Genomic DNA, 12,628 nt, shown 5'->3' on the forward strand with positions numbered 1-12,628 from the left:
CCCCAAAAAGTTAGACAAATAATTTAAGTTAAGGATTTAGTCCTGTATTGCACAGGACTAAGTCCTTTTAGTTTTACCTTAATTCGTTTGTTGTTGTAATAGTCAATATAGTTTACAATAGCTTGTTCCAATTGGTTAAGTGACTTAAATGTATTCTCGTAACCATAAAACATTTCCGATTTCAAAATGCCAAAGAAGGATTCCATCATGCCGTTGTCTGGGCTGTTTCCTTTACGTGACATGGACGGTTGAATTCCTTTATCCTCTAAAAAACGATGATAATACTGGTGTTGATACTGCCATCCTTGATCACTATGAAGAATTGTATTTGTGTAATGATTCTCAGTAAAGGCCTGGTCTAACATAGCTTTCACTTGTTCTAAATTCGGTGAAGTCGAAAGATTATAGGCGATAATTTCGCTATTAAAACCATCTAAAACTGGCGATAAATAAAGTTTTTGATTGCTTGCTGGAATGGCAAACTCGGTCACATCTGTGTAGCACTTTTCCATTGGCTTGGTTGCTTCAAATTGGCGTTGAATAAGATTATCTGCTTTCATACCAATCTCTCCTTGGTATGAAGAATACTTCCGTTTACGACGAATACGAGCACTTAAACCAAGGACCTTCATCAGACGTTGGACCTTCTTATGATTCACTACAAAACCACGATTCCTCAATTCAAGAGTCATTCGACGATAGCCGTAATTCCCTTTATGCTCAGTAAAAATAGATTGAATTTCAACTTTAACATCATAATCCTTATCGCTTTGATCGAGCTGTTTTAAATGATAATAATAAGTTGAACGGGCAAGCTTAATAATCTTTAGAAGAATCTCTAAAGCAAACTCTGTTACCAATCCTCGGACAATTTCCGTTTTTCTTCTTGCTCTTTTTCGTCCCTCAATCGGAGTTCTCTCAACTTTTTTAGAACCGCATTCTCCGCTCTCAAGTACTCATTTTCTGCTTGAAGACGTTCTAGTTCTGTCATCTCTTCGGGTTTCTTCTTTGGCTTACGTCCCATTTTAGGTATCCTTCCTCTTGTTTTCTCAACAATAGTATACCCGTTTTTCTTATATTGTGCTATCCAATTATGCAACATTCCAACACTTGGAAGAGCATAATCTAGAGATACCTTTATTTGTGAACGACTTTCAAGCAGAACTTTATCAATGATTTCTTGTTTTAGTTCGGGAGAATAGTAACAATTCTTTCCTTTTTTGACGATTTCTATTCCATAACGATCAATCAATTTAATCATGTACTTAAGATTAGAAATGTTTATCCCAAATTGATTTGAAAGCTCTTTGAAGCTTCGCCCTTGTTTTTTATGTTCATAGATCTGAACTTTATCTTCATAAGTTAATTTCATAATAAAAACACCCCAAAAGTTAGATTTTTTTCTGTCTAACTTTTGGGGTGCAGTTCAATGCTTAGCAAGTGTTTTTTATCAAAATAAGAACAATTTAATCTTATCAATTATTTAAGTTATTTATGAAACTTTCCGCCGTGAGTAAAGTGCCTGAAACAATACAGTTTCAGGCACTCGGAATTATTGAGACAATAGGCTCAATAATTAGTCATGGAACTTCGAAGAAGTTCGCTGACGTCCGAACTCACATAAGGAAAGTTTTTTTAATGACTTTTCTTCAATTAAGTTCTCTTAATATTTTTTAATAGATAAAAGTTTACTTTTCAAAAGTTTTAAAACCTTGCCCGTCCGCTGACTTTACGATAGAATAGAGATGAATCTACAGGAAAAGAGAAATGACATGATTACTAAAGAATTTGATACCATCGCTGCCATCTCCACTCCTCTTGGTGAGGGGGCGATCGGGATCGTCCGCTTGAGCGGGACAGACAGCTTTGCCATTGCGCAAAGGATCTTCAAAGGGAAAGATTTGGCCAGCGTGGCTAGCCACACCCTCAACTACGGTCATATCGTAGATCCAGACAAGAACGAGATCCTCGACGAAGTCATGGTTGGAGCCATGCGCTCGCCGAAGACCTTCACCCGTGAGGATATCATCGAGATCAATACCCACGGTGGGATTGCGGTGACCAATGAAATCCTGCAATTGGTGATCCGCGAAGGCGCTCGATTAGCTGAGCCTGGGGAATTTACCAAGCGGGCCTTCCTAAATGGGCGGGTCGATTTGACCCAGGCTGAGGCGGTCATGGACATTATCCGAGCTAAGACCGACAAGGCTATGAACATCGCCGTTAAGCAACTAGACGGTTCCCTGTCTGACCTGATCAACAACACGCGCCAAGAAATCCTTAATACCCTGGCCCAGGTCGAAGTCAATATCGACTATCCTGAGTACGATGATGTCGAAGAAGCAACCACTGAGATCATCCGTGAAAAGACCAGTGAATTTGAAGCCCTCTTGACCAACCTCCTCAAGACTGCCCGTCGTGGTAAGATCTTGCGTGAAGGGATCTCTACTGCTATCATCGGTCGTCCAAACGTCGGCAAGTCGAGCCTCCTCAATAATCTTCTTCGCGAAGAAAAAGCCATCGTGACCGATATCGAAGGAACCACCCGTGACGTTATCGAGGAATACGTCAACATCAACGGCGTTCCCCTCAAACTAGTCGATACGGCCGGGATCCGGGAAACCGAAGACATCGTTGAGCAGATCGGTGTCGAGCGGTCGAAAAAAGCCCTCAAGGAAGCCGATCTAGTCCTCCTCGTTCTCAATGCAAGTGAACCCTTGACTGATCAAGATCGCCAACTCCTTGAAATCTCTCAAGACAGCAACCGCATTATCCTTCTCAACAAGGTCGACCTTCCAGAGAAGATCGAAATCGACCAACTGCCGGAAGATCATATCAAGATTTCCGTTCTGAAAAATCAAAACATCGATCAAATTGAAGACCGGATCAACGCCCTCTTCTTCGAAAATGCTGGGCTGGTTGAGCAAGATGCGACTTATCTTTCGAATGCTCGTCACATCTCTCTCATCGAAAAAGCTGTTGAAAGCCTGCAAGCGGTCAACGAAGGCTTGGCCCTCGGTATGCCGGTCGACCTGCTTCAAGTCGACCTCACACGCACCTGGGAAATCCTTGGAGAAATCACAGGGGATGCTGCTCCAGATGAGCTCATCACCCAACTCTTCAGCCAGTTCTGTCTTGGTAAATAAATCTATTTTAAGATCCTATACTCTTAGAGACTTTCCTTAGGTGAGTACGGACGTCAGCGAACTTCGAAGAAGTTCCATGACTTAGTTTTGAATCTAACGTTTCAAAACTCCCGAGTGCTAGAAACATGATTGTTTCTAGCACTTTTCTCACAGCGGAAAGTCTCAAATATATCTTCCAAAATAGCATTTATTTTACAGCTATCGGATCACTCAGTTTATACAAAAGTATGTCCAAAATAACAAAAATGCGTATGTTTGCACACATACGCATTTTTTGTTCTTATTTTGCTTGTTCTAATCGCTCGACGGTCTGATAAGCTTGGTAGATCAGGAAGAGCCCCGTAGCATTCAAGACTGGAATCGCAATCGGCAACTCGGTCACGATTTGTGAGAAGGGTGAATTGCCAACAAAATGGAGTCCAAATCCAGCTACTAAGTATCCCCAGCCTGCTAGACGTAAATCCTTGCGTCCTCTGCTTGCTTGGACAATCAAGAAGAGTCCCAGCATGACAAGTCCTGTGTAGACCCAGTGAGACATGGGCGCATTGGCCACACGACCGAGAATCCCTGACACCGTGTAAGAGAAACCTTCCGGCAGATCCTGACGGATATAGGCAAAGTCCTCCACGATCTGGAAACCAAGACCAGAGGCAATCGCCAAGAGGAAGATCGACTTGATGCGACGAACACTGAACAAATAGAGGACAAAGAAGATCGGAATCAACTTAAAGGGTTCCTCAAAGAGAGGCGCAGCGATGGCACTCTCGTACTGGTTCCAAAAGTCGCTATTTGGAGCGATCGCTTGAATCATGTCATGGAAATAGGTATTGGCAAAGCTAGACAACCAACCGGCAACAAAGCCCCCACCTAATAAAGAAAAGAGAACCGGTACCCAAGACAACTTCCACTCCTTGGAAAAATGAAAGAGAGCCCAGACAGCAGGAAGCGCATAGACCAAAAGGATCAAGGTTGAAAGTCCCACAATCCCGTACTGACTGCCAGACATCCAGCCTTCCGTCAGCGATTGGGTCTCATAGGCCAGCCCAATCGCTAGCAAGAGTAAATACAGAAACAAAATCGATTTGCGTTTCATAAAAGACCTTTCTATGGTGAAATGAAAAAGGCTGGAAGCCCAGTCTTTTCCGTGTACTATCATTGTAACAGGATCAGCTCAAAAAAACAATAAACTGATCTCTCAAATCCAGCTCCTACTTCAATACGGCTAGGATCTGGCGAATCATGTCTGGATCCCCATCAGGCAATGTCACCGTTTCAGCATGGTCCAAGATCCCTTGGGTAAATTGCGTCATAAACTCTTCACTATTGAGCTCATCCGCAGACTGTTGCCAATGACTCGGAACAGGATAGATCGTCACCGTCCCATCACCGTTGGATGCATAAGTGATATTTCCTTCAGCTGAATAAGAACCAAATAGATGACGCACATCTTTGGGATAATCAACGCCCAAGCCACCATTATAAATCTTTGTTCCAGCTGCACTATTTGATATATTTAATTCTGATGGCACGTTCTTGATCACATAAGCCCAGACACGCGCAGCTTCGACCTGAGCATCTGTGTAGCCTGGATAATCATTCTTATCCGCCTTCTTCGAAGATTTAACCTCGCTATCCGAACGAGTATTCCACTTCTTGGCCTTACTGGTCTTTGTCGTACTACTGCTATCGTCTGTATCTACTTGCTCCCGAACTTTCGGTTGCTCTTTCTTGCGATAGTAGAAATTGTCATCATCGCCATAAGCTGGTGACTGACCAGCCCAGATCCGATCCTTGGACTTATCCGAAACATCGTCTTTGCCCGCTTTCTGACCTTTTGGAAGGAGCAAAAGACCGTAGCCTCCAACACCCGACTTAGCACTAACCGTCATCTCAGCAATCTGGTCCTTCTGCTTAAAGCTCGATGCATCAAGCTCAACATCCTCGCTGACCAAGCCTTTGTCATCAAAGACCAGCTCATTGCCACGACCATCGATCCAAGTCCCCTTGATACTCGAGTAGTCCTTAGCCTTGATGGCTTTTAAGTCCATACCAGACTGTTTCTTTTCCGAAGTGCTGGTCTGCTGGGTATCCGAACTCTTAGGCATCACCGTCCTCTGAGGACGACCACAGGAAGCCAAGACCAAAGCAGAAAGCACAATTACCAAACCTTTTTTCATATCAATCTCCCTTCACATACCTACTATTTTAGAAAAATAAGAAAGGAGAGTCAAAGAAAAAGTGGAGAGGGAGAATCAATTAATGACATAAAAGTCTGTAAAATTATGATTTGAATTTCTCAAGAAAAAGAAGCTCAATGTATCGAGCTCCTAGACCATCATTTTTTTATTTTTCTTATTTTGGGACCGTTCGAAACAATGCAGCTCTACAACTAGGAAACATTGAAACTATCAACTCCACACATCCCACATAAACAGTTTCCTTTATGTTTTTTAATATTCTTCAAAACTATATCTTATACAATTTATTTAATCTTTCTAACTCTGATACTTTCATACACACTTCTACTCCAGTAACTACCCCCTTACTATAAATAATTCCACAAGAAAACACAATTCTATCTTTACTCAAAATATTTGACAATACTACAAATGCTTCTAAAGCATAATCCTCTATGGTAATAAAACTATTGTTTTCATCTTTAAAAAACTTTATAAATCCAATATCCTCACACCTATCACGAAAATAAAACCTAAGTGATTTTAAGTAATAATCAAAAAACACATCACTTTCCATAGAAAACCCCTTCATTTTTAAAATATTCTGATATAATCATACAAAAAATAAGTTTTGGGACCATTCGAAACAACACAGCAAGTTAAAATAAGGCTTTGTCCGTATCCAACTTGAAAAAGTGTGCACCGATTCGGTGCCTTTTTTATGCCTTGTTTTATTTATCTCTAATCAATCATTATATTAACTATATTTTACTCCTTACTCCTTCAAAAATCAATTCATTATATGGAGATATTCCATCTATTTTTAACTTTAAATTGACAAATTAACTCGCATTCACGAGCTTCTTTAGAAGGTAGATAAGCTCCTTTTTATAAAACATTTCTCATTTATTTTCTGTAGAGACTTTCCGCTGTGAAAAAAGTGCCTTAGGCTCAAGAATTAGTCACGTAACTTCTACGATTTCTAGTAACCAAAAAATTTTTTTGAGCTAATCATTGTCAATTATGTACTTTATTTAAGGGAAAACTAAAAATTTTTAAATTGTACATTTTGACAATGAAACTGAAACTATAAATTTTTCAAATGTACATTCATACAAAAACACGGCTCATGAATCATGGCCGTGTTATGTTTTACTTAAGCTAGTTAACTAATTCTCTCATATTTACTTATCTTTTATCTGCTTTAAGTCCTTTATCTCTTTTAGAATACTAAAAATATATAAACTAAATAAAACTACACCTAAAAAAGATAAAACAGAGAGATCGAACGTAAGTTTTTCTCCCATACCAGCTACTACTCCAAGGGATAAAATACCGATAGCCATTATGGAAATTATGAGGATAAACCACAAGTAAATCATATAAAATTTATAAAGATAGCAAAAGGACTTATTTTTTTGTTTAGGCTTATCCTTCCAATTAAAATAAAAGAAATAAGGCATAGAAATAATTAAAATAAATAGAAATCTCATCTCTAGCACAACTTATTACTTTCTATTTTGGATTTCCCGCAAGATCTCCTAACTTCCAAATACCAAGCCAAAAAGAAATTGTAAGCATGATAAAGAATGTAAGGAACATATTATCGACTAGATTTTTACTCATCAAGCATAGTTCTCTAGCTATGTAAGGAGACACGGGGAACAAGATGCACTGTACTATAGTAATTATTTTTTTCATGATTTATTAATAATACTGTCACATATGATACAGTATACTCCTTTCTAGGAAGATTTCTTTTTATTCCTATCTTTATTATAGGCCTACAGCAATTTAGATTCAATTTTTCATATGTGAAAGTAGTTTCAGAATTCGAACTTTAATTTTTTATTATACATTGATTATCATTGAAAAAAATGTACAAATCAATTTCTTAGATTTGATAATATGATGAACTATAAAATATACAAAATACCAATCCAGAATAATGCACAAAAAAAGTACATTTTTTAAAGAATGTACTTTATGCTTCTAATTCAGTTATATCAATGATTTAGCTCTAGTTTAGTCAATTGTACATAAATTTTTAGTTTTTGTTCGCTAACGTCCGTCATCACCTAAGGAAAGTCTCTAAAGAGGAATTTCTATTCAATTAGAAAATCCCTCATCGTCATAAATTTATGTCCCCTGCCGGAATCGAACCAGCAACTACTCCTTAGGAGGGAGTTGTTATATCCATTGAACTAAGGGGACCGATAAAAAAGAAGCGAGATCACTCCCGCCTCCTTGTTCGTCTTAACGACGGATTTCTTTAATACGAGCTGCTTTACCTTGCAATGCACGAAGGTAGTACAATTTCGCACGACGTACTTTACCGTAACGTACAACTTCAATCTTTTCTACACGTGGAGTGTGTACTGGGAATGTACGTTCAACACCGACACCGTTAGAGATTTTACGAACAGTGTACATTTCAGTGTGTCCTTGACCTTTACGAGCGATAACAACGCCTTCAAAGATCTGGATACGTTCACGAGTTCCTTCGACAACTTTCGCGTGTACACGAACAGTGTCACCAGGACGGAATGCAGGGATATCAGTACGAAGTTGACCTTCAGTCAAGCTTTGGATTAATGGATTCATTTTATTCTCCTATCTTCGTCAATCTTGAGGGACCTCCCCCAGCGGATAAACTGTATTTTTGTGCTTCCATTACGCACAGAAACTATCATATCAGATAATTTCAGGTTTGTAAAGCTCTTTTCTCTACTTTTTCGCAACTTTTTGACCAGAATAAATGCTCCACTCTTTTGGTAGGCAATAGGCGATGGCACAAGCAATGACAAAGAAAGGAAGATTGGCATAGCCAAAGACTTCTCCTCCGATCAAGATCGGTGCGAGCAAGGTCGTCGTCGCACTGCCAAAGACACTAGCATATCCGATAGCGGCCACGACTAAGACAGGTAGACCTAACATCGGAGCAAGAAAGACTCCAAGTGTAGCTCCGATCGCAAAGAGCGGGGTCACTTCTCCTCCTTGGTATCCAGCTGAAATCGTCACCACGGTAAAGAGGAGCTTCAAGATCCAGTCATAACTCTGCGCACTGCCCTGATGAAAAGCCACATCAATCAGATTGGTACCTAGTCCACTGTATGTGCCGACCTTGGTCAGCTGGAGGGTCAAGAGGACCAAGCTAAGTCCAGCCCCTATAAGCGCAATCCGGATATAAGGATTAGGCAAAACTTGAGCGACCGTTTTCTTCAACCAGGAAAGGCTAACCACAAAGAGTTTCCCAGCAAGGCCAAAAGCCAAGCCAAGAAGAGCAACTTTGATCAAGGTCTCTGGTGTCCAGCTCAGCGTTTCTCTTAGTGGCACTGCAAATTTCTCTAAACCAAGGGCATGCGAGGTAAAGCTAGCCACAATCGAAGCGATGAGGGCAGGATAGAGAGCCATCAACTGCAACTCCCCAACTGTCAAGACTTCAAGAGCAAAGAAGGTTGCTGCGAGTGGCGTCTGAAAGAGCCCCGCAAAACCGGCTGCCATCCCGGTCATGAGAAAGATACGCGAAGCATCTGGAATCTTGATATGACGGGCAAAACGATGCGAAAGGGTCGCTCCAATCTGGACCGCTACACCTTCCCGACCAACCGAACCGCCAAAGAGATGACTCATCCAGGTCGTCAGCATAATCAAAGGCACCAAGACCAAGGGGATATTCTCCTCACGCGCGTGTCCGACTTCAAAAATAAGGCCCATCCCTTTTGAAGCCTTGCCACCGAAACGTTTATAAAGATAAACGATGACAAGCCCCGCTAAGGCCAGAAAAAGAATTAAAGGCCAATGCTGGCTTCGAAAATCTCCAATCAGGAGAAGACCTTGTCCAAAAATCATATCAATGGCACCAACCAAGAGACCAATGAAAAGAGCCATCCCTGTTAGGACCACATACTGTTGTGCTTTTTGCTTGATCGATAGACTAGTCACGCGCCCTCACCTCCTCTTGGAAGTCTCTCGAGCGCTTCATCATATCTTGAAACTGGGATTGAATGGTTGCACGATATTGCTCATCCGTCACGAGAGAGCCGACTTTCTCAAGCACCTCTCTTTCCCTTCCTTGATCGAGCACAGGTAAGTCCTGTTGCTTCTTATATTCTACAATCTGACCGACACAGACCATCCGTCTTTCCAGCAAGGCTACAAGCTCTTGATCGATCTGGTCAATGTCCTTACGAATCTGATCTAAATCCATGTGTCTCCTCTTTATTTTGGATATAAATCGAGGCTGTAATCCATCGATCCAGCCTCTTTGTCATTAATTTGCTTTTGCTACAAGTTCTTCTGCAAAGGCTTCTAATTTTTCAATGTCTTCGTCTTCTGCAGACAAATCAACTTTGACACACTCAGAGCCTTTTTCAGCACCAGTCGCAGCGAAGCAACGGTCGAAATCATCAACTGCTTTACAGAATTCATCGTAGAAGGTATCCCCTGATCCTACAACACCGTAAAGTTTGCCTTTGAGATCAAGGCCAGCCAAATCTTCGTAGAAATCTTGGATCTCATCTGGAAGCTCTCCATCGCCGTAGGTATAAGTCGCTACCACCGCGATATCTGCTTCAAGGAAATCCTCCGCATCCACAGTTGTACACTCATCCACATCTACTTCGACACCAAGATCACGGAATTTATCCGCTACGATATCGGCGATTTCTTCAGTATTTCCAGTCATACTAGCAAAAACAATTTTCGCTACAGTCATAATTTCCTCCCAAAATCTATTTTCCGTATTATACCATTTTTTCAAGCATTTTGCACGAAACCTTTCCCGATAAGGTGAAAGAAGGGACACGTTTCAAGAAATTGGACCGATTCAACCTAATCGCCCTCGTTTTCTTCTTGAATTGCTTTAATATCTTCGATTTCTTCATCCAATCTCTTATCAAAATCAGACTTATTTTTGAAGGGATACGAATATGTGCGCCAAGTGTACCATTTTAGTCCTTCTTCACCCTTATAGTACCACTCAATTTTTGTTGGTAGAAATTCTTTGTTGTAGGTGATACAAACCTTGGTGAATTGAAGTTTTTTATTTAAATAAATCGCCTCAAATTCTGGCGGATATTCCTCTTTCATCAATTTTTCATCCACAAATCTTTTCGGTGAGCCAGTAATTTGATAGTTGGACTTCTTAATTTCATCAGTAGTAATTTTTCTACTTAATAGAACTGATGATAATTCTTCATTTACAGCAGATTTGTAATACTGTTTACGATCCCAGTCCTCTTTATATCCACCATAAACTGTATCGTCTTTCACTGCAGTTTCATCATTATAGTAATATTCCTTTTTCTCAAGGTCCAACCCAACCTCAAAATGCTCATCGGTAGAATCTCCCATTTTAATCATAATAAATTGCTTTTTCTTTAAAACATTCAATGCCGGTTGATTGTTACTACAACTACTTAGGAATACTGCAATAAGCATTACGATCAACACTACTACAATTGTTTTTGGAAATTCTAACCATCGTTTTCTTTTAGCTGATTGTTTGATTTCTTTCATCATATCCATCCATTCTACCAAAATATTGAACTAATGTAAAACCGCTTCCATAGTTCCTAATTAGTGATAAACGCTTGCTGGATGGGCCTTTCTTATGTTAAAATTGACAGAGAAAATGAGGTAATGTATGAACGTAATGAATGAAATTTTTGAAAAGATTCAAGCTTATGACACGATTATTATCCACCGTCATCAGAATCCGGATCCAGATGCGATTGGTAGCCAGGTGGGCTTGCGGGATCTCCTGCGTGCGCACTTCCCTCAAAAGCGGGTCTTGGCAACTGGCTATGATGAACCGACCTTGACTTGGCTTGCTGAAATGGATGAAGTCAAGGATGAGGACTATGCTGAAGCTTTGGTGATTGTCTGTGATACAGCCAATACTCCCCGCATCGATGATAAGCGCTATACGAATGGTAATTTCCTGATTAAGATTGACCACCACCCAAACGACGATGCTTATGGGGATCTGCTCTGGGTCGATACTGAGTCTAGCTCTACCAGTGAGTTAATCGCACTTTTTGCTAAGGAATTGGATCTTGAACTTCCTGTAAGTGCTGCGCGTCTTCTCTATGCTGGGATTGTCGGCGATACAGGTCGCTTCCTTTATCCTGCTACTTCGACTCGGACCTTTGAGATTGCTGCAACCCTTCGCAGCATTCCCTTTGATTTTACAGCACTTGCTCGGCAGATGGATACGATCAACCTTAAGACAGCTAAGCTTCAAGGCTATGTCTATGATCATCTAGAGATCGATGAATATGGCGCTGCGCGTGTGACCTTGACACAAGAGCTCTTGAAGAAATTCGATCTACGTGATTCAGAGACTGCTGCAATCGTCGGAGCTCCTGGACGCATTGATACCGTATCTGTTTGGGCTATCTTTGTCGAGCAGGCCGACGGTCACTTCCGTGTCCGGATGCGTAGCAAACGAAAAGTGATCAACGAAATTGCCAAACGTCATAATGGTGGTGGCCATCCACTAGCCAGTGGAGCTAACTCCTACTCCCTTGAAGAAAACGACCAAATCTACAAAGAGCTACAAGAAGTGGCTCGCACGAACGAAGGCTGAGAACGGTTTCTCAGCCTTTTTATCTTAGTCACGGGGTTTTCATTTGATCTTTCTTATGGTAAAATAAAGCTAATACAATTTTTAAGGAGACCTATTATGGAAAAAAATCGATTGTTTATCATTATCTCTGCTGCGGTAGCAATTCTTGGTACTTTTTTGCCATGGTATACCACTGTCTTTGGAGTTATTAGCATTTCTGGAATCCAAAATAGCGGATGGATTGTAATCGTCCTTTCTATTGGCTCTATCGTTCTTGCCTGCTTGAATAACATCAATACCCCTTTAAATAAAACTTTTTCAACTATCATCATTGTTGCAGGTTTTATTTCTACATTGGTTTCATTGTTTGCAACCTTCAAGGGAAGTGAGTATACCTCTGAGTTAGGTGGATTGGTTTCAATCGGATTTGGTTTGATTCTCACTTTAATTGCAAGCATCGCTATTGTTGTGACTGGTCTCTTGGCGATGTCAGGTGGTAAAATCACTAAAGGAACATTCGAAGAACTTGCTGAATCTGGTAAAGGATTTGCCCAATCTGTTGGACGCGTGACAACTTCTACTGTAAAAACTGCTGTAAATGAAATCAAAAAAGAATCACACGAACACACTGAGGGACAAGCTGACCAACCAGTAGAAGCACCAAAAGATCCAAATCAATCTGAACAATAATAAGATTAGATTCACCTTGGCTTAGCCAGGGTGATTTTTTGATC

General features: G+C 40.6%; 12 protein-coding genes and 1 tRNA gene. 3 read left to right on the forward strand and 10 right to left on the reverse strand.

Annotated features, from left to right (window positions below; translation table 11 throughout):
• Positions 1-23 precede the first annotated feature (23 nt).
• Positions 24-1,372, reverse strand: a protein-coding gene (locus AC6IZR_RS06365) for an IS3 family transposase (RefSeq protein ID WP_497848284.1) whose coding sequence is annotated in 2 segments (ribosomal slippage) — positions 24-931 and positions 931-1,372 — 1,350 coding nt in all. Because the reading frame shifts where the segments join, the coding sequence is not laid out codon by codon here.
• Positions 1,373-1,772: 400 nt separating this feature from the next.
• Between AC6IZR_RS06365 and mnmE the strand changes: the two genes are divergently transcribed.
• On the forward strand, positions 1,773-3,146 hold the full coding sequence (gene mnmE, locus AC6IZR_RS06370; RefSeq protein WP_049499157.1) for a tRNA uridine-5-carboxymethylaminomethyl(34) synthesis GTPase MnmE: 1,374 nt from the start codon (positions 1,773-1,775) through the stop codon (positions 3,144-3,146).
• 280 nt (positions 3,147-3,426) lie between these two features.
• On the opposite strand, the gene AC6IZR_RS06375 is transcribed toward mnmE, so the two are convergent.
• The 9 genes from AC6IZR_RS06375 to AC6IZR_RS06415 form a co-directional block, all read right to left on the reverse strand.
• The gene (locus tag AC6IZR_RS06375; RefSeq protein WP_497848285.1) at positions 3,427-4,239 is read right to left on the reverse strand and encodes a PrsW family glutamic-type intramembrane protease; all 813 of its coding nucleotides are present in this window, start codon (positions 4,237-4,239) and stop codon (positions 3,427-3,429) included.
• A gap of 115 nt (positions 4,240-4,354) precedes the next feature.
• Positions 4,355-5,323 carry a YdeJ family lipoprotein gene (locus AC6IZR_RS06380; RefSeq protein ID WP_497848286.1) on the reverse strand — a complete coding sequence of 323 codons (969 nt, stop codon included), beginning with the start codon at positions 5,321-5,323 and terminating at the stop codon, positions 4,355-4,357.
• 289 nt (positions 5,324-5,612) lie between these two features.
• Positions 5,613-5,900: a hypothetical protein gene (locus AC6IZR_RS06385; protein WP_230310769.1), complete on the reverse strand. Its 288-nt coding sequence runs from the start codon at positions 5,898-5,900 to the stop codon at positions 5,613-5,615.
• 1,565 nt (positions 5,901-7,465) lie between these two features.
• Positions 7,466-7,537: transfer RNA gene (locus tag AC6IZR_RS06390), tRNA-Arg, on the reverse strand.
• 42 nt (positions 7,538-7,579) lie between these two features.
• Positions 7,580-7,927, reverse strand: a complete 348-nt coding sequence (gene rplS, locus AC6IZR_RS06395) for a 50S ribosomal protein L19 (RefSeq protein ID WP_003016418.1) — start codon at positions 7,925-7,927, stop codon at positions 7,580-7,582.
• A 123-nt stretch (positions 7,928-8,050) separates the two neighbouring features.
• Complete coding sequence (locus tag AC6IZR_RS06400; RefSeq protein WP_204372682.1) at positions 8,051-9,214, reverse strand: chloride channel protein; 1,164 nt, start codon at positions 9,212-9,214, stop codon at positions 8,051-8,053.
• A 46-nt stretch (positions 9,215-9,260) separates the two neighbouring features.
• Complete coding sequence (locus AC6IZR_RS06405; RefSeq protein ID WP_414391318.1) at positions 9,261-9,533, reverse strand: chorismate mutase; 273 nt, start codon at positions 9,531-9,533, stop codon at positions 9,261-9,263.
• A 63-nt stretch (positions 9,534-9,596) separates the two neighbouring features.
• On the reverse strand, positions 9,597-10,040 hold the full coding sequence (locus AC6IZR_RS06410) for a flavodoxin (protein ID WP_009730912.1): 444 nt from the start codon (positions 10,038-10,040) through the stop codon (positions 9,597-9,599).
• 116 nt (positions 10,041-10,156) lie between these two features.
• Positions 10,157-10,846: a hypothetical protein gene (locus tag AC6IZR_RS06415; protein ID WP_497848287.1), complete on the reverse strand. Its 690-nt coding sequence runs from the start codon at positions 10,844-10,846 to the stop codon at positions 10,157-10,159.
• Between the two features lie 124 nt (positions 10,847-10,970).
• On the opposite strand from AC6IZR_RS06415, the gene AC6IZR_RS06420 reads away from it, so the two are divergent.
• On the forward strand, positions 10,971-11,915 hold the full coding sequence (locus AC6IZR_RS06420) for a DHH family phosphoesterase (protein WP_497848288.1): 945 nt from the start codon (positions 10,971-10,973) through the stop codon (positions 11,913-11,915).
• A 96-nt stretch (positions 11,916-12,011) separates the two neighbouring features.
• On the forward strand, positions 12,012-12,584 hold the full coding sequence (locus AC6IZR_RS06425) for a lantibiotic ABC transporter permease (RefSeq protein ID WP_497848289.1): 573 nt from the start codon (positions 12,012-12,014) through the stop codon (positions 12,582-12,584).
• Positions 12,585-12,628: the final 44 nt, after the last annotated feature.

It is taken from the genome of Streptococcus mobilis (genome assembly GCF_059727625.1).